Consider the following 26050-nt stretch of genomic DNA (forward strand, 5'->3'; position numbering starts at 1 on the left):
ATTTCACAGCTGTGAAAGCTTGTGCGATCTTGCCAAAAGCCGTCTTTTTACCCCCCGCCAACGCCTAGTATCGAGTCCTCGTGCGCCCCCACTCACATGGACTGAAGAATGATCAACCGACCCGAGAAAGCCGCCTCGCCCCGCGTCAGTGAAACCCGTGCGCCGGAGCGCGTTTTTGATGCGGCGCTGAACAAGGCCAAGACCCTGGCGGCCACCGGGGCCAGCAATCAACAGCTCAAGCCGGACGACTACAAGGAGGTCACCGCCCTGCCCGCCAAGCTGGATATCGACAAGCTCAAGGTGGTGGCCGAAGACAAGGACGCCGGGGTGATCTATTTCGAGCAGGACGGCAACAAATTCAAGATCACCCGCGAAGGCGCGGACAAGGTCCAGGAAGGCTTCGACCTGCTCAAGGGCCTGCATTTCGGCCATGCCGTGGCGCCAGTCAACCAAGGTGGGCCGGATGAGGGCACGCCGCTCTACGACCTGCTGCACACCCTGGCCGAAACCCAGGGCACACCGGCCGGCAAGCAAATCCGTGAAGCGCTGGGCAACCCTGACCAGCAGCTGTTGCGCGAAGACGACCCCACCGTGCGCCTGGCCAACATCAAGTCGGTGGGCGAAGCCCAGGACGGGGTCGTCAAGGTCGAGATGGAAAACGGCCAGACCCTGGTGATCGCCGAATCGCTCACGCCCGAGGCGTTTGCCAGCTACAACAACGCCGGCGTGACCAAAGAGGCCCTCAACGACGGCAAGGCCAAGGGCTTTGAAGAAGTCACCCGTCTGCCCGGCGACCTGGATTTCAGCCAGCTCAAAGTGGTGTCCGAAGACCCCAAGTCCGGGGTGATCCTGTTCGAACACCAAGGCAAGAAATACATGATCAGCCAGTCCGAGGCCGCACTGCCGCAGCCCGGCGCGGACCTGAGCAACCCCGACCCCAACGCCGGCAGCAGCCTCTACACCTTCCTGCAGGCGGTGCACAAAAGCGAAGGCACCCAAGCGTTCGACTACATCAAGAATGCGCAGTCGTTGCCTGGCCAGGAACTGCTGCGCAAAGACGAAGCCAGCCTCAAGCTGGGCGACATCAGCAAGGTCGATGCGCCCATGGACGGCATCCTGGTGGTCAACGGTGCCGACGGCAAACTGCTGGTGGTGTCCAAGGACATCACCCCCGAAGCCTTCGCGGCCTACACCGCCAAGGGCCAGAGCCTGGCCGGTATCGAAAAAGCCAAGGGCGACGGCTACAGCCTGGCCGGGCCGAATGCCTACCTGGCGTCGACCGAAGACATCATGAGCGTTGGCGGCGTGGGCGATTACGGCCCAGGGTTGATCGCCTTCACCCAACACAAACCGGGTGGCGCCGAAGAGAAAATTATCGTCAGCGAAGACACCAACCCGCAGATGTTCGAACAGATTTCGGGCTATCGCACCGACATCGCCCAACAGACCACCGACGTCGACAAACTGCGCGCCGACAACGGCTTGCCGCCGCTCAAGGACGTGTCCGTCGACAACCTCGTCACCACTGAAAAAGACGAAAGCGGCAACCCATTGAGCGTGCAGGACCTGTCGATGAAAACCCTGGTGGACAGCTACCGCGCCGGGGTCAAGGACGGCAGCATCGGCAAGGATGACCCGCGCGCCAAATTCCTGCGCGCGGTGGAAGCCAAGAGCATGGCCGACAACGGCATGTCGATCATTCCCGAGCATGGTTTCGGCAACCAGGGCATCGCCACCACGCCCATCGACGTGACCTCGCGAGATGTGCGCGACAACATCTTCGACACCCAATCCATCGACAAGACCATCAGCGCACTGCTGGGCGACTCCACTATCCAGGCCGACATCAAGGCCAACCACGATGCGGCCCTGGGCAAGGTCGACGGCGGTCAGGCCAAGGTCGACGAGGTGCACCAGAAGCTGATCGACAGCACCTCCTCGGAGAATTTCACCAAATACATCAAGGCCTTGCAGGACGATGGCAAGACCGAGCTGGCCACCCAGGAAATCCAGACCGCCTACACCGCCCTGGCCGACATCGACCCGGCCAAGGCCGACAACTTCCTGCAAAACCTGCAGATTGACGGCTACACCGACGCCGTCGAAAAACTGATGGACGACCCAAGCAAGATCAGCGACGACAACACCGCCCTGGCCACCACCGACAACACCCTGGCCATCCTGTCCATGCTCAAGGGCGGTGCCGATGGCCTGCCGCGCCAGGCGCTGGGGGTGTATTCCAAGTTCGTCGACCAGTTGCTCAAGGACAAAGGCGCTGCTGCCGACTTCGGCAAGGCGATGATTTCACTGGGTGACACCTGGCAGAAAAACGGCGTGATCAGCTTCAGCGACATCGAACACGCGGTGAGCAAGGAGATCATGCCGAGCCTCAGCGAAGAGAACCGCAGTTCATTCGTGAAGAACCTGACCTTCCTCAAGGACAACGGCGTGCTCGGCTCGGTGGGCGGCGCCATCGGCATGGGCCGGATCGTCTACCAACTGGCGGGGCAAGGCGGAAAATTGGCCGATACGCCGATGAAACGCCTGGGGATCGCCAACGACTTCCTCGGTTTCCTCGGCACAGGCTCCCACTTCGCCACCCTGGGCCTGAAGGTCTACGACAAGCTGCGCGGCACCAACGCCTACAAACTGATGGGCTTCGACCGCTCGTTGCCCGACCTGTGGGCCAAGCCCGGCGAGGGGTACCACGCCCTGCCCAAGGACGCCGAAGCGGTGCAGAAGAAGTATTTCGACATCGTCGACCAGGCCATGGACGACGGCAAGGACGTGGGCAAGGTGCTCAACAGCGGCGGCTGGAGCGATGAGGGCGCGAAGAAGGTCCAGGAAGGCATCGAAAAAGGCATCGCCAGCCGTGGCGGCGTGGTCGGTGCGGGCTTTGGCGCCAAGTTCGCCAGCAGCGCGATCAAGGTGATCGGCATGGCCACCGACGTCGCCGGCGGCGTGATCAGTGTGGTGCAGGCGGCCTTCACCCTGCGGGATGGCGTGCGCGAAAAAGACCCGGTGAAAATCGCCTCGGGTTCATTGTCGATGGCCGGTGGCGTGAGCAGCCTGGTCGCGGCAGGCGGCGGTGTGCTGACCACCCTCGGCGTTACCGGGCGCATCATTCCGTTCCTCGGGCCGGTGGGCTTCCTGATTTCCGGCGCGTTGTCGTTTGTCGGCGCGATCCTCAGCACCGTGCAGTCGCACAAGCTGCACAAGATCTCGATGCAGAACTGGGACCAGATCCAGGACTTCAAGCAGGACGGGCTGCTCAAGCCGAACGGCGATGAGGCTTATGTGTGGCTGCAGACTTACCTGTCCGACTGGGGCCAGCGCGATGCACCACAGGACCAGAGCATCTTTGACTTTCGCAAGGACGAATGGGATGCGCGCTCGAGTATCCGTGGCGGCGATCATCGGCGCGATCACCCGGATTACATTGGCGACGGCAACAACCGCAATTCGGAAGACTACAAGTACTCGCTGAAACCGTCGGAGTGGACCAACGACAACCACGACATCATCTGGCGAGTCGGCGACGGGTATGGCGGCGACTATCACGATGTAGACAAGCCCTGACCGGCACCCTCACGCTGGCTGCACACTTTAGGGCGCGCAGCCAATGGCGTAAGGTCAGTAATAAATCTGAGCGGAGACCTGCGCATTCCCGTACTGAATGCAATTGCACGGTTTGGACGACAATGCGCCAGCAGCCATCCCGGGATTCCAGGGCCCGATGATGCCGTCCCTCTTGCCATTGTCATCCACCGAATCGAGGGAATTAAGCACCCGATCGCGCTTGAGGACTTCCTGGGCCAGCTGGGTCTCTTTGTCCTTTTGTGCATCCCCGGTCAGCGGGCGTCCAGCCACCTCACGGATCTTGTCGGCGGTTGCATTCCCGGTTTTCGGGTCCTTGAAGGCTTGAAAGTTATTCCCAAACTCTTTTGCCAGTTGTGAATCCGACATCTGGGAGAAGCCATTGTCGTTGGGCCGAGTGTACGCGCCGGATATTTGCTGCACAGATATGCTGACGATTGCCATGATTGAGGTGTCCTGGACTGTTCTGCAAAACTCTGTGGCGGACGTGTTCCTTCCAGTTCCAGCGCCTGAACACGCTAAATCAGGCGCGCGGCGACCAACCAATCCGCCACCGCCTGGAACGACGCATCCGGCACCGGATCACCCGGCACGGTCTTGCGCGCAATCTCCGCCGCCAGGCCTTTGTCCGGCGCGTGGGGAATGCCCAGGTCATACGCCTCCTGCAACATCAACAGCGCCTCCTCCGGCGAGGCCCGGCACACAATCACCGGCACCGGCGTTTCCCCGCGCACGTAACGCACACCAATCACCCAGCCGTCGGTGGTGCCGATCATCATCGACGCGCGGTTCAAGCCCAGCTTGGTGGCCAAGGCCTGCATCTCATTGCGCTGGCGCCGGCGTTCACTCTTGATCAGCGGGTCGCCGTCGATGTCCTTGCGCTCACGCTTGGTCTCGCTGCGGGTCATCTTCATGTCGCGGCCGAACAGCCAGCGCTGCATCATCACGTCCACCCCGCCCACCAGGATGAACGCGCAGAGTACGGTAAATACCAGTGGCTTGAGCACCAGGAAGAAGGTCGATTCCATGCACTCGGCGCCGCAACGCGACGACTCCATCAAGGCCTGCAACGCATGCTTGCCGACCACATAGAACGCGATCGCCAAGACATGCACCTTGATCAGGCCCTTGATGAACTCCACCAGGTTGCGCAGGGCAAAGATTTTCTTCATGCCCTCCGCTGGGTTGATGCGTTTGAACTCGGGCTTGATCGGGTCCACCGAGAACACAAAGCCGCGCATGGTGATGATGTTGGTCAGGATCACCACGCCGGTGGTCACCGCCATGACCGGCAAGGTGATGCCGATCACCAGTTGCTCGGCATGGTCGAGTACCCGAGGCCACACCGTGGCGAACGGCTCAATGTAGATCTGTGCGGTGAGGTCAATCAGCGCCGTGACCTGGGCCTTGGCCCGGGGCGCGAGGATCGAGATGCACAGCGTACAGAATAGGATGACCATGCCCGACACCAGGTCCTGGCTCTTGGCGACCTGGCCTTTCTTGCGCGCGTCCTGGAGCTTCTTGTCCGTGGCCGGCTGGGATTTCTCTTCGCTGGTATCGGCCATGGGCTACTCCATGCCAGCCAGGGTCTTGAGCAGTTCGACGGTGCCGCGAAACTCCGCCAACTGATCAAGCATCATCGGAATCAGGAAGCCGATGTAGATCACCATCAGGATCGTGAAAAACAGGTTCTTCACCGGCAACGACAGGTCGAAAATGTGCAGGTTCGGCGCCATGCGTGACAGGTAGGCGAGCATCAGGTCCGTCACCAGCAGCGCGATCAATAGCGGCGAGACCATCAGCACGCCGACGCGCATGATCTGATCAAGGATCGACAACACCGCCAGCAATGCCGAGCTGGCGAATACCGGGGTAAACGAGGTGACCGGCCAGAGTTGGTAGCTGTGGTAATACCCGTCGACCATCAGGATGAACCCCCCGGACATGAAAAACAGCGTGATCAGCATCACCGTCAGCAACGTCGCCATCACGCTGGACTCCCCGGATGACAACGGGTCCACCAACTGCGCCATGGTCGAGCCGCGTTGCAGGTCGATCAACTCCCCCGCCACTTCAGCGGCCCAGAACGGAATACCAAACAGCAGGCCGATCAAGATACCGATGAGGAACTCCTTGATCAGCAACCCGGCGATAAACACGCTGCCGTGTTCGGGCATCGAGGTCAGCGCTTCGAACACCGGGAAAAACATCGGGATGGAAATGGCCACGGCCACGCAGCCGCGAATCATGCCGGTGAGGCCGAGGCGGTTGAAGGCCGGGGTGATCACCACCACGCCCATGGCGCGGCAGGCGGCGAGCGAGGCGGAGCTGATCACCGGGTAGGCGACCTCCAGGAACTGCGCGGTCAGGCTGGCATCCATGGGCGGTCAGCGCGTCCACATCGGGAAGTTGTCCAGCACCTGGCCACCGAGTTCCGCTACTTGCCCGGCGAGGACCGGGCCCAGGAACACGATGGTCAGCAACACCGCCACCAGCTTCACCACCTGCGGTAGCGTCTGGTCCTGGATCTGCGTCAGCGCCTGGAACAGGCCCACGCTCAACCCCACGATAATTGCCACGCCCAGCGCTGGCGCGGAGAGCATCAGCACGGTCATCAGTGCCTGTTTCATCAATGACAGGAATACGTCCTGGCCCATGGGTCGTGCCTCAGCCGTAACTCAGAATCAAACCGTGCATCAAGCGCGACCAGCCGCTCAGGGACACGAATAAAAAGATCTTCAGCGGAATGGAGATCAGGTTCGGCGAGACCATCGACATGCCCATGGCCATCAGCACGTTGGACACCAGCAAGTCCACCACCAGGAACGGGATGTACAACAGAAAGCCGATCTCGAAAGCGCGGGTCAGTTCCGAGCTGACGAACGCCGGAATCAACACCACCAGGTCATCATCGCGCAGGTCGGCACGGGCCTCCGGCGACCAGATAGTCTCGGTGGCCTGCACGAAAAAGCCGCGCTCGGATTCATTCGCGAAACGCTTGAGGTGCGCCTGCAGCGGCGGGCGCAAAGCGTCGCCTAAATCCTTGAGTTGCTCGACATGCTCGATATTGAGGTCGCGCCCTTCCACTTGCCGGTACATGTCGCCAATCAACGGCGTGGTCACGTACACCGACAGGATCAATGCGATGCCGTACAGCACCAGGTTCGGCGGCGTCTGTTGCACGCCCAGGGCGTTGCGGATCAGGAACAGCACCACCGAGATCTTCATGAACCCGGTGAGCGTCACCACCGCCAACGGGATCAGCCCGATCGTCGCAACGACCAGGATGATCTCGATCAGGTTCGGCTGATAACCGGTCATGGGGTGGCGAAACTCAGCAGGCGCACGCCCAGGCCGTCACCGATTTTCACCAGTTGGCCCTGGCCGACGCGACGGCCGTTGACCATCAGGTCGACGCTGTCCACGCCCGGCGTATTGAGCTGCAACAGGCTGCCCGCGCCCAGTTCGCGCAATTGCGCCAGGGTCAGCTCCAGCGTGCCGACCTGGCACACCAGTTTCAACGGCAACTCATCCAGCGCCGCGGCGGCATCAACATCAGTCATGGGGTTCTCCGGTTCCACAAAAGGGGCTTTCAAGGCTTCCTGCAGGCGCAGGACTTCACCCTGGTATTGGCAACGCGCCTGCAGGCGGCCGTCGAGGTCAAGTAGCAGGCCGGGGCCTTGGTCCAGCATCAGCACATCGCCGGGGCGCAGGCTGCGCAGTTCGCCGAGGCTCAGCCACTGCCGCCCCGCCACCACCGTGAGGGTCTGGTGCAGGGCCAGCAACGGCTCGTGTTCGGGCTGGGCGTAGTGCGCGAGCAACTGCGCCACCCGCACGGCGGCGCTTTCGCTCAGGTCCAATTGGGCGCTCATAGGCGGCTGGTTGGCGAACGTCAGTTCCAGCGTCACGTGCACGGCAAACGGGTCTTGGCCTTCGTTCACATCAAGCAACTGCACGGGGTGGCCGAGCAGCGGCTCGAGGGTCTCGATGAGGTCGAGCAGTGCCAGTTCCAGCAACAACGAACGCGCCAGCGCGGGCAACGGTTGCACATCGAATGACAGCGCCAGCGGCAGCAACAACTGCTCCATCGCTGCGGCGGACAACCGCAGGCGCGCGGGTGCGCGGCCGAGTAACAGCAGCACGTCACGCGGCGCGGCGAGGGCTTGCGGTTCGGTGGCCCAGCGCACACTCAGGTCCTGCCCGGCGAGGCGGCCTTGCCAAGGGCGACAGCGGCGATGCAATAGGTTATGCAGGGCCAGCAACGCTGGATCGTAGTGGGTCAGCCACGGCGACAACGGGTCGGCAAGGGCTGCAATCATGTGCCGACGCCTTCGTCACGCAGCTCGCCCACGCGGCGCTCATCGCTCTCACGGCCTTCCAGCAGGCTTTGCCAGGCGTCGGATTGACGCTGGCGGCTCAGGCGCTCCTGGCGGAACAGGTCGCGCTCGCGCTCCTGGCTTTCAAGCGTGGTGGACACGTGGGTCACGTCGTTTTCCAGTTGCTGCTGGTCATCCGACAGCCCGCGCAACCGATCCTGGGCCGCCTGCCAACTGGCCACCGACAGCCCTTCGGTGAGCGAGGCATACACCTGCCGCGCTTCCTCGGCGATGGCTTCACGGTGCAGGCGCAGTTGCTCCTTGGCGTCGGTGAGCACGCCGTGGGTCTGTTCGCAGCGTTGTTGCTGGGCGGCCAGTTGGCTGGCGGCGCGTTGTTCACGCAAGACCCGCAGGGTTTGCAGGGTGCGCAGTTGCTCGGTTTTCATTGGGTTTGCTCCTTGTTCATGCCAACACCCGGCGCATATGGGCCAGGGTCTGTTCCAGGTTGCTCGGCTCGCCTGCGTTCTGGCGCAGGAAGGCTTCGATAGCGGCGTGGCGGTTGATTGCTTCGTCGGCCAGGGGGTCGCTGCCGGCGGAGTACTCGCCGACGCGGATCAGCATTTCGATCTCGCCATACCGCGCCATCAATTCGCGGATGCGCATCGCCAGGCGCTTGTGTTCTTCACCGGCGACCTGCTCCATCAAACGGCTGCGGCTGCGCAACACATCCACCGCCGGAAAGTAGTTGCGCTGGGCCAGCTCGGCGCTGAGGGCGATGTGCCCGTCGAGGATCGAACGGGCTTCCTCGGCTACCGGATCGCTGGCGGCATCACCCTCGGTGAGCACGGTGTACAACGCGGTGATGCTGCCGGTGGGGCCGGGGCCGGCGCGTTCCAGCAGGCGCGGCAAGGCCGAGAAAAACGACGGCGGATAACCACGCCGTGTCGGCGGTTCGCCCACGGCCAGGCCGATTTCGCGCTGGGCACGAGCGAAGCGGGTCAGGCTGTCCATCAACAGCAACACGTTGCGGCCTTGGTCGCGGTGGTATTCGGCCAGGGTGGTGGCGACAAACGCCGCGCGCACCCGCTCAGCCGCCGGGCGGTCCGAGGTGGCAACCACCGCCACGGTGCGCGCACGGGCCTGGGCGTCGAGCTGCACGTCGAGCAGTTCGCGCACTTCCCTGCCCCGCTCGCCGATCAGGCCGATCACGATCACATCGGCTTCGCTGTTGCGAATGATGCTGGCCAACAGCGAAGACTTACCCACGCCGGGCTCACCAAAGATCCCCATGCGTTGGCCCTGGGCCAGGGTCAGCAGGCCGTCGATGGAACGAATGCCCAGCGCCATGGAACGCACGATCAACTGCCGGGAAAACGGTGCCGGAGGTTCGGCGTGCAGCGGGTAATGCTGCAGGGCCACGGTCGGCGGGAGGCCGTCGCCGTCGAGAAAATCGCCCATGGGGCTGATCACCCTCCCCAGTTGCGCATCACCCACGGCGACGCCCAGGGTCTCGCCGGTGGCGGTGATTTGAGTGCGGGTGGACAGCCCTTCCATGGAACCAATGGGCGACAGGATCGCCTCGTCACCGTCAAAGCCGATCACCTCGGCGCTCAGGCTGCGGGCGCTGCCGGGGTCGCGCAGTTGGCACAGCTCTCCGATGCTCGCGCCGGCCACACTGGCCCGCAGCAGTACACCACGAATGCTCAATACCGTACCGTGCATGGGGCGCAAGCGTGCTTGCGCCAAGCGCCCGGACAGGCGTGGCAGCAGCTGTTCCAGGTTCATGCCACGCCCTCTTCGGCGAACGGCAACAGGCTGCGCCGCAGGTTTTGCAATTGGGCTTCGAGGCCCAGTTCCACTGATCCAGCCGGGCTGTTCAGGCGTGCCTGGCCGGCGTGCAACTGTTCGTCTGCATCCACGGCAATCGCCAGCCCTTCCAGCTTGAGGCGTTGACGCAACGCATCGACCTCTGCAGGCGGCACCCACAGGGTCAACGCCTGGTCCTGGCGAAACGCACTCAAGGCCTGGCGGGTACTGCGTACCACGCGGTCGGCGCTGTCCAGCTCGCCCAGCACTTCACGCACAATGCCCAAGGCCAGGTCGGCCAGGGACGCTTCCAGGCTGCTCAAGTAGTGCTGTACCTGGGACTGGGTGTGCAGCAGCAACTGCGCGACCTGCTCAGCCCCGGCTTGGCGGGCGCTTTCGAAGCCTTCGGCGCGGGCGCTGCTCAGCCATTGTTCGCTGTCGGCCTTGATCTGTTCAGCCTGTTGTTTGGCCGCTTGCAGGAAGGCAAAGCCGTCGCTCCATAACGCGGCGTCTTCGGCGCGCAGGATGCGGGCGGTGGGACGGCTCGGCAATTCGCTCATGGCGTCATCTCCTCGGCCAGCAGGCACGCGGCGGCGGCCTGGACAATTTCCAGGTCACGGGGCACTCGGGCGCTGTGGCCCTGGGGGAAGGCGAAGCGCAAACGCAACCAGCCCTGCCAATCGGCATGCTGGGCGTGCAGCCAGGCGGCGACACAGCCTTGGCCGTCGCGGTCGATGGCCTCGATCAATTCGCCGGGATCGCGCAGTAAATCCGCTGCGCCGCCGAGTTGACGCAGGGCCAGGGCTGAAACGAAGACTTCAGCACCCAGGCCTTCGCGCAGCTCATTGACCACCTCGCGGCGGATCTCCCGACTCAGGGTCGCGGCATGCCAGATCGCCCCGCACAGCCTCGGCAAGCGGGCGAACTGCGCGGGTGACAGCAGCAATACCGACAAGTCCGCCGCCAAGGGCGTGACCAACTGGTCCATGGGCGCCAGTTGGTAATGGCTGACCAGCAACTGCTCCAGGCGCTGGCGAAAACGCGGCTGGCCGTGCATCGCCTGCAGCACGGCGTCGGGCAATTCATCGGCAAAACACGCGCCCAGGCTCGGCCCGCGTACAAACTGCAGGGGCTCGGCGATCAGCCCCTGCCAACGCTCGAACAGACTCATTCACCCTCCTTGAGCACATACAGCGCCTGGGACTGGCGACGCGCCCATTGCTGACGGGCCAGCACTCCCACGGCGCCGAGGGCGATCAACAGAAGCGCACCAAACATCAGCCGCGCCTGGGGCAAGTTGTCTTCCAGCAGCCACAGGCCCATGAAGCGGGCCAGGCGCGGCTGTGCCGGGTTATTGCTGATGGCCACAGCGGCTTTGATTGCCGTCACCGAAACGCCGTCGTAACTCAGGCCGGAAATACCGTTGGCGACCAGGGTCTTGATCTGCGGGATTAGCGTATTGATGTCGGTGCCTGGGTCGTAACGCACCAATACCGAGGCCGAAGACGGCGAAATCACGCGCTTGAGCAAGTCGTTGTCCGGCAGCACCACGTGCACGCGGGCGGCGACGATGCCGTCGATCTGCGACACCGAGTGCGACAGCTCTTCGCTCAGCGCATAGATCATCTGCGCCCGCTCCTGCACCGGCGACGACACCAGGCCGTTGCCCTTGAACACCTCGCCCATGTTGGAAAAGCTCTGTTGCGGCAGGCCGGCGTTGTCGAGCAGGGTCATGGCTTCGGCAAAGCGTGACTCATCGACCACCACCTTGAGCTGGCCGTTGTCCTGGGCCTTGCGTTCCGCCGGGATGCCACCGCGCAGCAGCACCGCGACCATGGCGTTGGCGTCGCGCTCGCTGAGGTTGGTGTAGAGGTCGGTGTTGCAGGCTTGCAACAGGCTGGCGAGCAGGCCGATCAGCAGCAGGCGCAAGGCGCGGTTGGGGCTTGGCATGGCGTTATTGGCCCTTGAGCAGTGTGTTGGCGGAACCGGAAATCTGCGTCGCACCGCGCACCACCATCTGGGTTTCGATGGAGTAGTCGAACATCTTGCCCAGGGAGTGGACGATCTGGTCGACCTGTTGCTCACCGACCTTTTTCCCCGGCTCGCCTTGAGGTGAAGCGCTGGCGGTGCGGATCTCTGCCGAAGCCGGTGGCGGCGCCGACGGGTTGTTGGTGAGCAGGTCGGCGCGCTCGGAAAACGCCCGCGTGCGGTCGATGAAACTGTTCATGCGCTCCATCAGGCCCGAGCCGATCTGGTGCGGGCTGGCGCCTTCGGGCATGCCCTTGGCGGTGTTGGCCATGTGCTCGAACAGGTTCTGCGAGGCCCCGGCGGGCCCCGCGCCGGCAGACGGCGGCAGCGCCGAAGCGCCGGCGGCGAGACTGATAGTCATAGGGGTTCCTACTCTTCGTCGTCATCGGACATGGCGTCGTTCAGCAGTTCCTGCATCTTCGGCATGATGATGAACTGACCGCCGATGGTGACCGCCTGGGTGATCAGCGCATCGGTGAACTCGGGGTCATCGGCTTCGTTGGGTTTGTCGGCGGCCTTGGCGTTATCCACCGCGGCATTGAACTTGGCTTCAGGGCTGGCGCCACCAGGGGCGAGATTGCTGTCTACGGCCGTTACGGACATGGTGCTGCTCCTTTACTGGGTTGGGGTTTCGGTACTGACTTGCGCGCCACGGAACACCCGCACCCCGCGCTCGCGCGCCACCGTGGCGGCCACGACCTTGGGTTGCAGGTGATCCACATGCTGTTGCACCAGCGCCAGGTACGGCGGTGGTCCGGACACGAACACTTCATCGCCCTCGGGGCCGTTGCGCATGGACAACTGCTGGCCGAACACATCGAGGTTGCTGAGGTAGGCCTGCAACTGGTCGAGGTCCAGGGCGTTGGCCTTGAAAAGCTTGGTGCTGATTTCATCGCTGGCATTGAGGTACAGCAGGTTGCCGTCGAAGTACCAGGTGAGGCCGTTGGTGCTGCACAGGGTCTGCAGGAATTCGCCGGCAGTGGCGCCGCGAATCGTGCTGCGGGCCTTGCCGCGCACCTTGTCTGAAAGCACCAGGGGCACGTCGAGGTTGTGGCCGAATTCTTCCAGGGCGCTGCGCACATCCTGGTCCACCAGCACGTAGGCATAGGGCTGGGAGAACCACGCCGGTTCTTCGGCGGCATTGGCAAAACGGCTGCCGAACAGGCATAGGACAGCCAGCAAAAATATGCTTACATGGCGTCCGCCTTCGCCAGACGAGTTGTGACGATGTCCAAGAATTTTCTGCTCGCCAGTACCCTGTTGCTGGCGGCCTGCTCCAGCAAGCCCGCGACCGATTCCGACAAGTCGTTGCAACTGGCCAATGACCTGAGCAAGCGCGGCGACTACGCCAGTGCGGCCGCGCTGTACGAGCGTGCGGCGCAGCAACCCGGTGCCGGCATCGAGTTGTGGCTCAAGCTCGGCCAGGCCAGGCTCGACACCAAGGATGCGCTGGGCGCCGAGCGGGCTTTCCAGCAAGCCCTGGGGTTCGATGCGCACAATGCCGACGCCCTGCTCGGCCTGGGCACCGCGCAATTGCAGTCGGGCAAGACCCAGCGTGCCGTCACTGCCCTGGGCCAGGCGGTGGAGATTGGCGGGTTGCCAGTGGCCTACACCCGCCTGGGTGTGGCGCAGATCCTCAATGGCCAGGCCGCTGCGGCGCAAACCGCGTTCGCCAAGAGCCTGAGCCTCAAGCCCGACGACCTCGACAACCGCTGCAACCTGGCCCTGGCGTATGCATTGGGTGGGCAGTCGCAGCTGGCGTTGGAGACCATCGCACCGGTCGCGCAGTCGCCCCGCGCCTTGCCCCGGCATCAGCGTAATGAGTTGTTGGTGATGGTGTTGGCGGGGTATGAGCAGCGGGTGGCGGGGTTGCCGCTGGATGACATCCCTGCTGCCGAGCGGGAGCGGTTGGTGGTGGAGGCCAAGCGCATCAAGGCTATCAGTGATCCGGTGGCGCAGGCTCGGGAGTTGGGGTTGGTTGATCCGCGTTGAGCCTGTTGTCGCGAGCTCACCACAACAAGCCGGCTCGCCACAGTGGATGTGTTCAATGCGGGAGGTGTGATGTTCAAGGGTCATTGCTGGCCTCCCGCTGCGCCGGCCTTGGCTTCCTGCTGGTCCTTGCGCCGCTGCAATTGCTCGCGGTCGAAACCTTCGATGTACACCTGGGCAGCGCGGCCCACGGGCGCGGCCATCACCGGGCCGGTTGTGCGGCCTTGGGTCAGGTCTTGCTTGCGCTCGACCATTTGCATCAGGTTCAGGTTGTTCGCGCAGCCCAACGCCAGGGTCGGCTTGAAGTCTTCGCCCAGGCCGATGGTGTCCGTTGCCGGAGGCTGCTGACACTGGGTCGGCAAGCCATCCGCGCGGTACTCGGACGAGTAATACGTCGGCGCCAGGTGGGTCTGGCAACCCATCAGCGCCAGGGGCAACAGCATCAATACGCGTAAAGCAGTCATGGCAGTCCCCCTGATCAATTCATGTAGAAACCGAACGCCCCGCCGCTGCGCGGTCCGGTGGCCGCTGCGGTAGCCGGTTGTGCGTCGAGGGGCGTGGCGAGGGTGCGACCACGCACCGGCTCCACCAGGTACGGGGTGATGAGGATCACCAGTTCGGTTTCATTGCGCTGGAAGCGCTTGGAGCGGAACAGGTTGCCGAGGATCGGCAGGTCGCCCAGCAGTGGCAGTTTCTCGATGTCCTGGCTGCTTTCGCGCTGGAACAGCCCGGCAATGGCGAAGGTCTGCCCACTGCCGACCTCCACCCGCGTATCGGCGCGGCGCACGCTGAAGGACGGCACGTGGAAGTTGCCGAAATCCACAGTGCCGCCGCTGACCACGCTGCTGACTTCCGGGCGCACTTGCAAGGCGATGCGGCCGTTGGGCAGCAGGGTCGGGTTGAACAGCAACGACACGCCGAACGACTTGTATTCGATGCCCACCAGGTCACGGTTGACTGGCACCGGGATCGCCACTTCGCCACCGGCGAGGAAGCTGGCGGTCTGGCCGGTCATGGCGGTGATATTCGGTTCGGCAAGGATCTGCAACACGCCGTTGGCCTGCAACGCATCGAGCATGCCGTCGATATTCACGTTGCCTGAACCGGCACCTGCTGCTGCCAAGCCGCCTGCCGTGGCGGCGGCCAGTGGTCCGCCGGTGATCAGGCCGAAGGAGAAGGTGCCGTTGTTGAACATGGCGTTCCAGTTCACACCGTAGTGCAGCAGCTCGGAGCGCGACACCTCGGCAAAACGCACACGCAGGTTCACTTGGGCGGAGCCTGCGTATTCGGTGGTGTTGATCGCGCTCTGGAAACCTTGCCCCTGAGGGTTGAGCAAGGCATTCAGATCGGTCGCTTCCGCCACCGAACCCAGAGTGCCCTTGGCGACCAGACGGTTACCGGCGCCGCTGATCTGTGCGCCGTTGCCGGGGTGCAGCGCCTGCATCGGAGTGCTCACCGCCTGGCTGCCACTGCTCACGGCCAGGGTCAGGCTCGCCAGTTGTTTGCCGTCGCTGCCCAGGGCAATCAGGCTGGTGTTGCCCGGCGCTTTGCCGAAAATATAGATCGTGCTCGGCGACACCACTTGCAGGTCGGCCACATTCGGCTCGGCCACCAGTACTGAATCCACCGGCGCGACAAAATGCAGGATGCGCCCTTCACCGGAGGCCAGGGCAATCGAGCCCCCGGCACCGGCCGCGATTTCCTGAGCCTGGCTCACACACGCAAAAACACTCAGCAACAGCACACAAAAACGCATCATGAGGCGGACGCCAGGGGGGTGACGGAAGCCGCGGCAGGCGCGCGGCGGTTGGAGATTTCGGTGAGGCTGATGGTCACCAGCGCTTGCAGGTTGTACTCGGTGGCCAGCTCGCGGAACGACAGCACCGCCAGCTCCAGCTCACCGCGCAGTACCAGGCGGCGCAGGCTGCGACGCAGTTCCGGGTGCACCAGCAACACCGCACTGTTGACCTCGCGGGTGTTGTCACAGGCCTGGCGCAGTTGGGCGAGCAAGGCGCGGCTGACTTCTTCGGGGATCAGTTCGCGCTGCGGCTCCTGGCGGCGCAATGAGGCACGCAGTTGATCTTCCAGGCCCGGCGCCAGTACCAGCGCACCGATCACCCGGTTGCGGTCGGCGTATTGATGGCTGATCTGCCGCGCCAGCGCGGCGCGCAAGTGTTCGGCCAGGCGCCCGGCGTCGGTTTCGCGGGCGCCCCACTCAACCATGGCTTCCAGCAAAGCGCGCTGGTTGCGGATCGACACGCCCTCGCCAACCAACAGGCGCAAGGTTTCGGCCACCCGTTGCAGCGGCACCAGGCGCAAGGCCTCCTTGACCAGTTCACCGTAGGTCGCCTCGGTGCGCTCCAGCAGCAGGCGGGTTTCCTGGATGCCGAGGAAGTCGGCGGCATAGCGACGCAGGCTACGTTCCAGCACGCCGCGCAATACTTCGTCGGGCAGCAGGAAGCCGATGCCGGCGTTGCGCAGGGTGTCTTCGTGCTGGCGTTCGACCCAGTGGGCGCTGCGACCATTGAGGGGGGAATCGGCCTGCACAGTGGCGATGTCCAGCAGCTGCACATGCACCGGATCGTCCTGCACCAGGAGGCAGTTGATCGGCAATTCGCCCTCGCTCACCGGCACGCCTTCCAGGGACACACGGAAACTGCCCGGCGTGGCCTTGGCCTCCATGTAGATGCCCGGCAGCGGCATGTCCACGCCGAGTTCGGTACGCAGGTCATGGCACAGCGCTTCGACGCGCTGGCGCAGCAGTTGGCGCGGCGCGCTCTGGGACACACCGCTGCCGAGGGTCAGCAGCACACGGGTATCGGGCAGCAGGTTGTCATCCAATTCGGCCTGCACTTCGACCACCGGTTCCGGCGTCTCGACCAGCGCTTCGAGTTCTGGCTGGCGATGATGCCGGCGATACATCATGAACGCCGCACCACCAAACACCAGGGACAGCCCGAGGAACACCCAGGTCGGAAACCCTGGCAGCAGGCTCACGCCAATCATGATCAAGGCGGTCAAGCCCAGCGCACGGTAACTGGCGCCCAGTTGCTTGATGATCTCGCTGCCCAGGTCCCCCGCTTCGCCGTCGCTGTTGACGCGAGTGACCACGGTGCCCGCCGCCACGGAAATCAGCAGCGCCGGAATCTGCGCGATCAGGCCGTCACCCACGGTCAGCAACGAGTAGGTGTGCACCGCGACGCCGAAGGGCATGTCGCGCTCGATCATGCCGATCAACATGCCGCCGAGCAGGTTGACCGCAAGGATCACCAGGCCGGCGATGGCATCGCCTTTGACGAACTTCATGGCGCCGTCCATCGCGCCGAACATCTGGCTTTCACGTTCCAGCCGCGAGCGACGGCGACGGGCTTCGGCCTGATCGATGTCGCCGTTGCGCAGGTCGTTGTCGATGCTCATCTGTTTGCCGGGCATCGCATCCAGGGTGAAGCGCGCAGCCACTTCCGCCACACGCTCGGCCCCCTTGGTGATCACCACGAACTGCGCCACGGTGATGATCAGGAACACCACCATGCCCACCACCACTTGCCCGGCAATCACAAAGTCGCCGAAGGCCTTGACGATATGGCCGGCGTCGCCGTGCAGCAGGATCAAACGCGTGGTGGTGATCGACAGCGACAAGCGAAACAATGTGCTCAACAGGATCAGCGGCGGCAGCGCGGAAAATTCCACCGAATGGCCGATGTAGAACGCCACGATCAGGATCAGGATGCTCAGGGCGATGTTAAGGCCGATCAACGCATCCACCAGGTAGGTGGGCAGCGGGATGATCATCATCACGACCGCCATCAGCATGAACGCAACGATGATCACGTCGGTACGCTGCGCAGCGAGGCGCGCCAGGTTGTTCAGGCGGTTGAGTGCACTCATGCGCCAGCCCTGCGTGCGGCCAGGTAGCGTTTGAAGCATTGGCGCGCTTCGTCCTTGCGCTCGCCGTACCACAAGGCGCGGGCGCGCAGCAGCAACAGGCTGGCAGATTCGCCTTCCAGCGCCACCAGGCGGTCCAGGGCACTCAGGGCGCGGGCGGCGTCGCCGCTGTCGGTGAACGCCAGCACCAGCGAACGCAGCAACACACCGTCGTGGGGTGCGACGCTGACGGCAATCAGCAGCATCACCAGCGCGCGCTGGGACTGGCCGTTACGCCGATACAGCTCACCAATGCCCTTGAGCAGTTGCACGGCGTCGTCGTTTTCGCGGGCCATCAGGTATGGACCTCCGAGCGTTGCTGTTCGAGGTTGCGGCGCATCTCGATCTCTTCGCCGATCAGCTCGATGGCCAGTGCCTTGATGTGTGGCTCGGCGTCCAGGCCGGGCAGGATGTGTTCCATCACATGCTCCAGCAGCTCCAGCGAACGCGCGCCGCCGAACAGCAACGAGTCGACGCCAGCGGCGGCGGTGAGTGCTTCGAGGTCACTGCGCAGGGAGCGGCGGGTCTGGGTCTTGCGGGTCTTGAGCACCGCTTCGAAGGCGGTGGCCTGGCGCGCGTTGACCGGGCGAACCGCTTCGACCGGCGCACTGCGCACATCACTGGGAATCAACGGGCGGGGTTCGACTTTCATCCCAGGGCCTTAGCTTAAAAGCATGGTCACAGCGTGAAGGTGAAGCGCTCCTCGCCACGGGCGAGGATCACTTGGTTGTTTTCGATGCGTTCCAGCACCCAGTTGTCCGCCAGGGCTGCGCCGGGGTACAGGCGCTTGCCGCTGTCGTTGATCACGTAGGGCTGGGCGCCAAACCATACGGCCTGGAAGCGCACGCGCGGCGCGGCGGCATCGGCGCGGGCCGTCACACGCGGGTTGAGCACGACCTGCTGGCCGTAGCGCTGGTCAAACGCCTGCTGCAAGGCCAGCCACTGTGGCTTTTGCGACTGTTCAAAGGTGCCGGTGGCGCTGAGCTGGCCGTTGCTGTCACTGATTTTCACGGTATCCAAGCGGGCGGTTTGTAGCTGCTGCTCCAACCAGGCCTTGGCTTGCTCGCGGGACGGTTTTTTCAGCGGCGCAACCTCGTCGGCCACGACCGTTGCGGGCAACAGTGGCGCTTCGCTACGAACCGCCAGCGCCCCCGCACAGATAAACAGCAGGACGGTCGCGACAATCCAGGGGGTGATTTTGCGTGGGGCGTCCGACGGTTTTTCAGCGCCACCAGGCACAGCCAGGCTCACACCCGCCGTGCCGATCCGCAGTTGCAACGGCAATCGCGCGCGATGGCCGTTGCCGTGGGGAATACGCACATTGCCGGCGAGCAACACGTCACCGCCCAGCGCTTCGACCGCCACTTGGTCGCCTTCAAACCGCAGGCGCAGGTGCAGGCCGGCAATGCCGGGATCGGTGAGTACCAAGTCGGCCGCCAGGTCGGCGCCGAGGGTATAGACCGGCTGGTCGAGCACCAGGGAACTGCCCTGGTGCAAACCATCGGTCACGGTCAAGGTCGGTGCGCCAGTAGCGGCGACCGGCCCCAAGGAAATCAAGGCTGTCATGGTTGGGTTTGCCCCCTTGAGCATGTGCAACGGGGTCAAGCATCAGAGGGTAAACGGGCAGCGCCGGCGCCGCCCGTTTGGCGAATCAGTTCTGCGGACGCTGTTTGGTGGCGTCGAGCTCCGCTTTTTTCGCGGTGCTGATTTCGGTGATCTTGGCCGACTTCTCGATAGCCATGTTGAAGGTCGCTTCCATCTTCGCGATAGCGTCGTCGGCGCCGCCTGCTTTTACTGGTGGGACATCAGCCATGTTCATCTCCTTGCATCGATAGGGAAGTTATTCAGTTGCGCAACAGCAAGCTGAAAGTATGCAAACCGGTGAATGCCCAAAACGTCAGACAGTGAGCCTTCGAACTGCCGTCGGTTTGCATGGGTTCCATACTACTCACGATCAAAACGCCTTCGCTGTGAAAGCTTGTGAAACGTTCCGCACAGGCGCTGTGAAAGGTTTGGCTCAACCTGGCGTTGAGAAAAACTCATCCATTTAGGGTCACGGAACTTTCAGAAAAAAACCAAGACACGCTGCAGGCCCCGTTTTACGGGGACCTTTCAACGATGAGCACAACGGACGTGAGCAATAAGGCGCGATGCAAACGAGCTATGAAGCAAGGCATGGCAATTATTTTCGCGACGACTTCACATTTCTCGCTAATAGCCTTTTGCCCAACTTCCCAGATATTTCCATTTGTAACAACAGCGACTTAATCATCGCGTTTGATAGCCCCTCCCAAGCAGCCTTATTGCTGGGAGAACAACTTTCCTCCGCGCCCGTTAGTGCAACTGCACTAATAACCAAAGGACTCGTTCACGGGCCGGCTATATATAAAACTTCCAGGTGATCTATGACCGACATGAATGATTCACCCACATCGCTCCTCGACAACGACGGTTGCGCTGAGATTCACTTCGGCCCTTATCGACTGCTCCCCAAGCGCCATCAACTGCTCAAGCACGGGCAACCCGTGAACCTGGGCAGCCGCGCGCTGACACTGCTGATCGCCCTCGCCTCGCGCCCCGGCGAACTGCTGAAGAAAACCGAACTGCTCGACATTGCCTGGCCGAAACTGGTGGTGGAGGAATGCAACCTGCGCACGCAGATCAAGACCCTGCGTCGCACCCTCGGTGACGATGAAGCGTTTTACATCGCCACGGCACCCGGCCTGGGCTACCGCTTCGTGGCGCCCACCTGGTTCGAGCGGGCGCCAAAACCGGCGGTGAGAGAACCGGTGGTGCTGGGTGTGTATGGCTGCCGCCATTGTCGCGGCGCGGGGATGGTGCCGCTGTTTGCACAGATGGGTATGCAAAACAGTTGATGGCCCGAGGTTATTCCGTTGGAAAAATATGTTTTTTCCAACGGAATGTTTGCCGCAGCCCAATCGTTGTTATTCCTGAAACTGCCCAACACCCATGACCTTCAGGAACGCTTTTATGAATCGCTCTATTCTGTTCGGCCTGCTCAGTCTCTTCGCGGTCGGCTCCGCCCAGGCGGCTTCGTTGCAAGTGCCGGTCAACCTGGTAAGTGCCGATGGCGCGCCACAGCCCGTCGGTAGCATCACCATCAGTGAATCGGCCTACGGCTTGATTTTCACCCCTGATCTCAAATCCTTGCCAATGGGCGTGCACGGCTTTCATATCCATGAAAACGGCAGCTGTGAAGCGGGTGTGAAAGACGGCGTGAAAGTCGCGGCACTGGCCGCTGGCGGGCACTTCGATCCGGAGAAGACCGGCAAGCACCTGGGCCCTTACGCCGACGGCCACTTGGGTGACCTGCCGGCGCTGTACGTGAACATGGACGGCACCTCGAACAACCCGGTGCTGGCGCCCCGCTTGAAAAGCCTGGCACAGATCAAGGGCCACGCGCTGATGATTCATGCCGGTGGCGACAACCATTCCGACATGCCCAAGCCATTGGGCGGTGGCGGCGAGCGGCTGGTGTGCGGTGTGATTTAAGCCAGCGCGCTCAGGTCCAGGCGCCCATCCTTGATCGGCGGGCACCAGTAGTAACCGCCGGTCAACGGTGTGCTGATGCGGTACAGGCCATCGACAATCCCATCTTCCAGCCCGCTCATGCGGCGCAGCTGCGCTTCGAACGCATCGAAGGAATGGCCGAACGCGAGGAACATCAACCCGGCCTGGCCGTTCTCGGCCCATGGCATCGAACGGCGCACTACGAAGGCTTCCGGGGTGAAGCTTTCCTGGGCGGTGCGTTTGGTGTGGGCGGACTCGGGGGCGTCGTCGAGTTCTTCGTTGTCGCCATGGCGGCGGCCGATGATGTGGTCGCGCTCTTGCGCAGGCAAGGCGGCGAAGCCGTCGAGGTCGTGCTGCCACTGCTGGATCGCGGCAAAGCTGGCGCCGCTGTCGGTCAGGGCCGCTTCAACGGCCGCGTCGTCGTGGGGGTTCTCGGTGCCGTCTTCGTAGTCGGTGAGGTCGAAACCGGTCTTGTAGCGGAAGCCTTCGGTCATCTGCACCAGGCGGAACGCCGGGGCCAGAGCCTTTTCGAAGGCGCGGCTGCGCAACAGCAATTCACCGCGGTCCACGCCGTGCAGCCATACCCACAACGCTTGTTGGGTTGACGGGTTATGCGCGCCCGGCCCGCTGACCGTGGGGAATGTGCGCAAGCCTTCAATCCGGGCGCCCAAGGCATTCACCAGTGGTTCGCCAAAACCCACCACCGCCGCCGAATCGGTCAACTGCACCAGCGCGTCCAACGCAGCGGGTACGGCGGCCAGTGAGTCCACGGCAAAAAACAGATGGCGTGCCTGCAACGGCACCGGTGCGGCAAGAATGCCCGGCTGGTACTGACTCATGTGAACTCCTTCTGAAAAGCCGCGCAGTTTAACCGTCAGGCGCATGGCTGCGTACAAGAAAGCGCGCAAGCCTTGCCATAGAGCCTGTTGTTGGGTGACTCTCTAGTCATGTTTTGCAACTATTCCAGGGGTAGCGACATGACCACCAGCAACCTGCTCGCCCAGCTGTTTCCCGCTTCCGCCGCCGAGATTCCCGAGCCATTCCAGCTGGGGGCGCCCATTGAACAGCGTGATTACCTGGTCGATGGCCAGTTGCAGGTGTGGAATGGCCCCTTGGCCAAGGTGCAGAGCCCGGTGCAGTTTGGCGACGAACGCGTACACATCGGCAGCACGCCGCTGCTGGACGCCGACACCGCCCTCACCGCTCTGGATGCCGCCGTGCGTGCCTATGACCGTGGCCAGGGTGAATGGCCGACGATGCGCGTGGCCGAACGTATCCAGCACGTCGAAGCCTTCCTGCGCCGCATGCGTGAACAGCGCGATGCAGTCGTCAAACTGCTGATGTGGGAGATCGGCAAGAACCTCAAGGACTCGCAGAAAGAGTTCGACCGCACCTGCGACTACATCACCGACACCATCAATGCCCTCAAGGAACTCGATCGTCGCTCCAGCCGCTTCGAGTTGGAACAGGACACCCTCGGCCAGATCCGCCGCGTACCGCTGGGCGTGGCCCTGTGCATGGGGCCCTATAACTATCCGCTGAACGAGACCTTCACCACGCTGATCCCGGCGTTGATCATGGGTAACACCGTGGTGTTCAAGCCGGCCAAGCTGGGCGTGCTGCTGATCCGCCCTTTGCTGGAAGCGTTCCGCGACAGCTTCCCGGCCGGGGTGATCAACGTGATCTACGGCAGTGGCCGCGAAACCGTCAGCGCGCTGATGGCCAGCGGCAAGATCGATATCTTTGCGTTCATTGGCACCAACAAGGCCGCCAGTGACTTGAAGAAACTGCACCCCAAGCCGCATCGCCTGCGCGCAGCACTGGGCCTGGACGCGAAAAACCCCGGCATCGTGCTGCCCGAAGTGGACCTGGACAATGCCGTCAGCGAAGCCGTCACCGGTTCCCTGTCGTTCAATGGCCAGCGCTGCACCGCGTTGAAAATCCTCTTTGTGCATGAAGACGTCGTCGACCGTTTCATCGAGAAATTCAACCAGAAGCTGGCCACGCTCAAACCCGGCATGCCGTGGGAAGACGGCGTGGCGCTGACGCCATTGCCCGAAGTGGGCAAGGTGGATTACCTCAACGGCCTGGTGGCTGACGCCGCGCAACACGGTGCCAAGGTGGTGAATGCGCACGGTGCCGAGAGCCGCGGATCGTTCTTCTACCCGGCGGTGCTGTACCCGGTGAGCCCGCAGATGCGCGTGTACCACGAAGAGCAGTTCGGCCCGGTGGTACCCATCGTGCCCTACCGCGACCTGGAGACCGTGATCGACTACGTGCTGGACTCGGATTTCGGCCAACAGTTGAGCATTTTCGGCACCAACGCCGTGCAAGTCGGGCGCCTGGTGGACACCTTCGCCAACCAGGTCGGCCGGATCAATATCAACGCCCAGTGCCAGCGCGGCCCGGACACGTTCCCGTTCAACGGGCGCAAGAACTCGGCCGAGGGCACGCTGTCGGTGCATGACGCCTTGCGTGTGTTCTCGATCCGCACCTTGGTGGCGACCAAGTTCCAGGAGAGCAACAAGGCACTGGTCAGCGACATCCTGCGTAACCGCGATTCGAGTTTCCTGACCACCGACTACATTTTCTAGAGGAAGATTCGTCGTTGATTAACCTGCATCTGCCTGTGTTTGCCCGGCGCCTGTTGCGCCCCCTGCTCGACCCGTACCGCCGCTATCGCCATGCCAAGCTGATCCACGCCGTGCGCGTGTCCATCGGCTTGCTGGCGACGATCCTGCTGACCACCGGCATCAACCTGCCCCACGGTGAGTGGGCGTCGGTGACCATGCTGGTGGTGATCGGCGGGTTGCAGCACCACGGCAATATCGGCAAGAAAGCCGTGGAGCGCGCCTACGGCACCTTGATCGGCGCCAGTGTCGGCTTGCTGCTGGTGGTTCAGGAAGCCTACGTCGGCCAGCCATTGCTGACTTACCTGTTGATGTCGGTGGTGTGCGGGTTCTTTTCCTATCACGCCATCGGCAAGGGTGGGTACACCGCGCTGTTGTCGGCGATCACCGTGTTTATCGTCGCCGGCCACGGTGACAACCCGCTGTCGGATGGGTTGTGGCGCACGGTCGATATTCTGATCGGTATCGCCCTGGCCCTGGCCTTTTCCTTTGCCCTGCCGCTGTACGCCGTGTACTCCTGGCGCTACAACCTGGCCAGCGCGTTGCGCGATTGCGCCGCGATCTATAGCCGGATCATCAATGGCGAGTCCGTCACCAGCGATGAACACCTCAAGCTGCTCAATCGCCTGAATGCGGCGATGTTGCAGTTGCGCTCGCTGATGCCGTCGGTGTCCAAGGAAGTGCGCATCTCCATGACCGAACTGGACGCGATCCAGCGGCATCTGCGCATGTGCATCAGCACCTTGGAAATTCTCGGCAACACCCGGCCCGACCCACGCGATGAACAGGCGATGGCGCGCATGCAGGTGATGTTGAAGGCCGAGCATCGGCAGATCCGCGTGCAACTGGTGGGGATGGCGCGAGCGTTGAAGTCGGGGGTGACGGAGCGCTTGGAGCGGCAGAGCCATACGGGTATTGAGCCGGCACTGGATGCCCCGGTGTACAGCGCGTTGGATGGTTATCGGCTGCTGACACTGCAACTGGCACAGAACGTGGATGCGATGCGCCAGCGGTTGGCCAAGAGCGCGGGGCGCTGGAAGATCTGAATGCATCGGGCGGAACAGGACATTTCCAATGCGTTTACAGATTTCAAGAATTTCACACTTTCCCTTACAAAGTTTTCACGTTTTATTCACATCCCGGAACGTAGTGTGAAGCCTCATCCGTTACAAATGTTGCATATCAAGCCCGCCGCCCCAGCGGGCTTTTTTTTGCCTGGGATTTGAGTCAACGCGCGGCCTTGCTCGCTGGCGCGGCGGACTGCTCGCGAATCGCCCGCTGGGTATCCAGCACCTTGGCCAAGGCATGGTCCGCCTCCGGGCTTTGCTGTGGCACGCGAATCGCCGCCGACACCAACGTGATCAATTTGGCCATCACCTCGGCATCCGTGGCCGGACGGCCCAGGCTCATGGAGTTCATCAGCAGGCGCAACTCAGTACCGGCCATCACCCCGGAAATCGCCTTGAGTGCAAATTGCAGGCGCACCCCCAGTTCATTACGCGGCAGATCCGGCAGGGCCAGGGCAAAGGCTTCGAAGAACCGCTGGAACACCGGCTGGTAATGCACCTTGAGGTATTCCTGGATAAACGGCGACGTGTCGCTGTACACCCGCCCCAGGAAGCGGATAAACGAACGCCCTTCCCCACTGGCGCTGGCGGGATCGCTGCGTTCCAGGCCCATGGCCGGGGCAAACAGCACACCGAGCAGGGTGTCGCAATCCAGCGGGCCGTCGGCCTGCGCCTCGCAGCGCGCGAGCAATTCCAGGCGCTGCTCGTTGAGCGGCTCCAGGCGCTGCTTGAGCAGGGTTTGCATCAGGGAATCCTTGTCCCCGAAGTGGTAGTTCACCGCCGCCAGGTTCACCTGGGCACGCTCGGTAATCTGCCGAAGCAGAACGGCGTCGTAGCCATACTTGATGAAGAGAGCCTCTGTCGCATCCAGCAATCGAGTCTTGGTGATGTTTGGAGCGCTGACTTTCTTCGCGACCATAGAAGTTCCACGTAGGAAATATTGTTTAAAAAAATAATTTGATTTTTTATACCGGGGCCCTCGTTCGAAAGCAAGTAGTGACACACCGCCATATGATCGAAAGCCTTGGCCGACGGGCCCGTCGGCGACAGGCAAGCGGGTTTTCCCCAACCTCCCGACCGCTTTGAGTAGGCCTTTTCCCAAGCTGAAACCGCTCTACATCGACGGCTGGCGAAGCGGCTGGAAGGCGGTTAGTATTCAAAC

At 62.8% G+C, this 26050-nt stretch carries 29 protein-coding genes; 6 read left to right on the plus strand and 23 right to left on the minus strand.

Annotation, left to right across the window (positions count from 1 at the left end):
• The first annotated feature begins 108 nt into the window (after positions 1-108).
• Positions 109-3579 (plus strand): hypothetical protein, encoded by a 3471-nt coding sequence (locus HX812_RS03025; RefSeq protein WP_038846103.1) that lies wholly within the window; start codon positions 109-111, stop codon positions 3577-3579.
• Between the two features lie 54 nt (positions 3580-3633).
• Here the strand turns inward: HX812_RS03025 and HX812_RS03030 are convergent, their stop codons facing one another.
• The 14 genes from HX812_RS03030 to HX812_RS03095 all read right to left on the minus strand — a co-directional run bounded on the left by HX812_RS03030 (position 3634) and on the right by HX812_RS03095 (position 12926).
• Positions 3634-4041, minus strand: a complete 408-nt coding sequence (locus tag HX812_RS03030; protein WP_038846100.1) for a hypothetical protein — start codon at positions 4039-4041, stop codon at positions 3634-3636.
• Positions 4042-4115: 74 nt separating this feature from the next.
• Complete coding sequence (locus HX812_RS03035) at positions 4116-5162, minus strand: EscU/YscU/HrcU family type III secretion system export apparatus switch protein (RefSeq protein ID WP_033901353.1); 1047 nt, start codon at positions 5160-5162, stop codon at positions 4116-4118.
• A 3-nt stretch (positions 5163-5165) separates the two neighbouring features.
• A complete protein-coding gene (gene sctT, locus HX812_RS03040) occupies positions 5166-5978 on the minus strand; it encodes a type III secretion system export apparatus subunit SctT (protein WP_016978389.1) in 813 nt (270 codons plus the stop codon).
• A gap of 6 nt (positions 5979-5984) precedes the next feature.
• Positions 5985-6254, minus strand: a complete 270-nt coding sequence (locus HX812_RS03045; RefSeq protein ID WP_016969171.1) for an EscS/YscS/HrcS family type III secretion system export apparatus protein — start codon at positions 6252-6254, stop codon at positions 5985-5987.
• A 10-nt stretch (positions 6255-6264) separates the two neighbouring features.
• Entirely contained in the window at positions 6265-6918 is a 654-nt protein-coding gene (gene sctR / locus HX812_RS03050; protein WP_017137580.1) for a type III secretion system export apparatus subunit SctR, read from the minus strand.
• Complete coding sequence (gene sctQ / locus HX812_RS03055) at positions 6915-7916, minus strand: type III secretion system cytoplasmic ring protein SctQ (protein WP_038846096.1); 1002 nt, start codon at positions 7914-7916, stop codon at positions 6915-6917. Before sctQ ends, sctR begins: the two co-directional genes overlap by 4 nt.
• On the minus strand, positions 7913-8359 hold the full coding sequence (locus tag HX812_RS03060) for a hypothetical protein (RefSeq protein WP_016978393.1): 447 nt from the start codon (positions 8357-8359) through the stop codon (positions 7913-7915). Before HX812_RS03060 ends, sctQ begins: the two co-directional genes overlap by 4 nt.
• Before the next feature lie 16 nt (positions 8360-8375).
• On the minus strand, positions 8376-9698 hold the full coding sequence (locus HX812_RS03065; RefSeq protein WP_033901351.1) for a FliI/YscN family ATPase: 1323 nt from the start codon (positions 9696-9698) through the stop codon (positions 8376-8378).
• Positions 9695-10279 (minus strand): FliH/SctL family protein, encoded by a 585-nt coding sequence (locus tag HX812_RS03070; protein WP_038846094.1) that lies wholly within the window; start codon positions 10277-10279, stop codon positions 9695-9697. The genes HX812_RS03065 and HX812_RS03070 overlap by 4 nt, the downstream gene beginning before the upstream one ends.
• Positions 10276-10890, minus strand: a complete 615-nt coding sequence (locus HX812_RS03075) for a hypothetical protein (protein ID WP_038846093.1) — start codon at positions 10888-10890, stop codon at positions 10276-10278. The genes HX812_RS03070 and HX812_RS03075 overlap by 4 nt, the downstream gene beginning before the upstream one ends.
• A complete protein-coding gene (gene sctJ / locus HX812_RS03080) occupies positions 10887-11669 on the minus strand; it encodes a type III secretion system inner membrane ring lipoprotein SctJ (protein WP_038846091.1) in 783 nt (260 codons plus the stop codon). Before sctJ ends, HX812_RS03075 begins: the two co-directional genes overlap by 4 nt.
• Positions 11670-11673: 4 nt before the next feature.
• Complete coding sequence (locus HX812_RS03085) at positions 11674-12108, minus strand: hypothetical protein (protein WP_016978397.1); 435 nt, start codon at positions 12106-12108, stop codon at positions 11674-11676.
• An 8-nt stretch (positions 12109-12116) separates the two neighbouring features.
• Positions 12117-12350: a hypothetical protein gene (locus HX812_RS03090; protein ID WP_028616832.1), complete on the minus strand. Its 234-nt coding sequence runs from the start codon at positions 12348-12350 to the stop codon at positions 12117-12119.
• 12 nt (positions 12351-12362) lie between these two features.
• Positions 12363-12926, minus strand: coding sequence for a hypothetical protein (locus tag HX812_RS03095; RefSeq protein WP_038846109.1), 564 nt, complete (start codon positions 12924-12926; stop codon positions 12363-12365).
• Between the two features lie 48 nt (positions 12927-12974).
• Here HX812_RS03095 and HX812_RS03100 point away from each other — a divergent pair, with 48 nt between their 5' ends.
• Complete coding sequence (locus HX812_RS03100; protein ID WP_038846088.1) at positions 12975-13739, plus strand: tetratricopeptide repeat protein; 765 nt, start codon at positions 12975-12977, stop codon at positions 13737-13739.
• An 80-nt stretch (positions 13740-13819) separates the two neighbouring features.
• Here the strand turns inward: HX812_RS03100 and HX812_RS03105 are convergent, their stop codons facing one another.
• From HX812_RS03105 to HX812_RS03135, 7 genes are all read right to left on the minus strand, one after another.
• The gene (locus HX812_RS03105) at positions 13820-14200 is read right to left on the minus strand and encodes a hypothetical protein (RefSeq protein ID WP_016977620.1); all 381 of its coding nucleotides are present in this window, start codon (positions 14198-14200) and stop codon (positions 13820-13822) included.
• A 14-nt stretch (positions 14201-14214) separates the two neighbouring features.
• Positions 14215-15495, minus strand: a complete 1281-nt coding sequence (locus HX812_RS03110; RefSeq protein WP_038846086.1) for a type II and III secretion system protein family protein — start codon at positions 15493-15495, stop codon at positions 14215-14217.
• Positions 15492-17624, minus strand: coding sequence for a type III secretion system export apparatus subunit SctV (gene sctV, locus HX812_RS03115; protein WP_038846083.1), 2133 nt, complete (start codon positions 17622-17624; stop codon positions 15492-15494). The genes HX812_RS03110 and sctV overlap by 4 nt, the downstream gene beginning before the upstream one ends.
• Positions 17621-17956 carry a lipopolysaccharide assembly protein LapB gene (locus HX812_RS03120; RefSeq protein ID WP_016977474.1) on the minus strand — a complete coding sequence of 112 codons (336 nt, stop codon included), beginning with the start codon at positions 17954-17956 and terminating at the stop codon, positions 17621-17623. Before HX812_RS03120 ends, sctV begins: the two co-directional genes overlap by 4 nt.
• Positions 17956-18312, minus strand: a complete 357-nt coding sequence (locus HX812_RS03125; RefSeq protein ID WP_038846082.1) for a hypothetical protein — start codon at positions 18310-18312, stop codon at positions 17956-17958. The genes HX812_RS03120 and HX812_RS03125 overlap by 1 nt, the downstream gene beginning before the upstream one ends.
• Before the next feature lie 26 nt (positions 18313-18338).
• Complete coding sequence (locus HX812_RS03130; protein ID WP_038846080.1) at positions 18339-19226, minus strand: FHA domain-containing protein; 888 nt, start codon at positions 19224-19226, stop codon at positions 18339-18341.
• Between the two features lie 85 nt (positions 19227-19311).
• Positions 19312-19473 carry a hypothetical protein gene (locus HX812_RS03135; protein WP_016969018.1) on the minus strand — a complete coding sequence of 54 codons (162 nt, stop codon included), beginning with the start codon at positions 19471-19473 and terminating at the stop codon, positions 19312-19314.
• A gap of 601 nt (positions 19474-20074) precedes the next feature.
• Here HX812_RS03135 and HX812_RS03140 point away from each other — a divergent pair.
• Together HX812_RS03140 and sodC are read left to right on the plus strand one after the other, a co-directional pair.
• On the plus strand, positions 20075-20536 hold the full coding sequence (locus HX812_RS03140; protein WP_038846108.1) for a winged helix-turn-helix domain-containing protein: 462 nt from the start codon (positions 20075-20077) through the stop codon (positions 20534-20536).
• A 115-nt stretch (positions 20537-20651) separates the two neighbouring features.
• Entirely contained in the window at positions 20652-21173 is a 522-nt protein-coding gene (gene sodC / locus HX812_RS03145; RefSeq protein WP_038846078.1) for a superoxide dismutase family protein, read from the plus strand.
• Here the strand turns inward: sodC and HX812_RS03150 are convergent.
• Entirely contained in the window at positions 21170-22030 is an 861-nt protein-coding gene (locus HX812_RS03150) for a Dyp-type peroxidase (protein ID WP_038846076.1), read from the minus strand. The two genes, sodC and HX812_RS03150, sit on opposite strands and share 4 nt — an antisense overlap.
• A 138-nt stretch (positions 22031-22168) precedes the next feature.
• On the opposite strand from HX812_RS03150, the gene HX812_RS03155 reads away from it, so the two are divergent.
• Both HX812_RS03155 and HX812_RS03160 read left to right on the plus strand, forming a co-directional pair.
• Positions 22169-23785: an NADP-dependent glyceraldehyde-3-phosphate dehydrogenase gene (locus HX812_RS03155; RefSeq protein ID WP_038846073.1), complete on the plus strand. Its 1617-nt coding sequence runs from the start codon at positions 22169-22171 to the stop codon at positions 23783-23785.
• 23 nt (positions 23786-23808) lie between these two features.
• On the plus strand, positions 23809-24867 hold the full coding sequence (locus HX812_RS03160; protein ID WP_038846105.1) for an FUSC family protein: 1059 nt from the start codon (positions 23809-23811) through the stop codon (positions 24865-24867).
• 181 nt (positions 24868-25048) lie between these two features.
• Here HX812_RS03160 and HX812_RS03165 read toward each other — a convergent pair whose 3' ends face one another.
• Positions 25049-25807, minus strand: a complete 759-nt coding sequence (locus HX812_RS03165; RefSeq protein WP_038846067.1) for a TetR/AcrR family transcriptional regulator — start codon at positions 25805-25807, stop codon at positions 25049-25051.
• Positions 25808-26050 lie beyond the last annotated feature (243 nt).

The sequence above is a fragment of the Pseudomonas sp. IPO3749 genome (genome assembly GCF_013386605.1).
GTDB lineage: Bacteria > Pseudomonadota > Gammaproteobacteria > Pseudomonadales > Pseudomonadaceae > Aquipseudomonas > Aquipseudomonas azotoformans_A.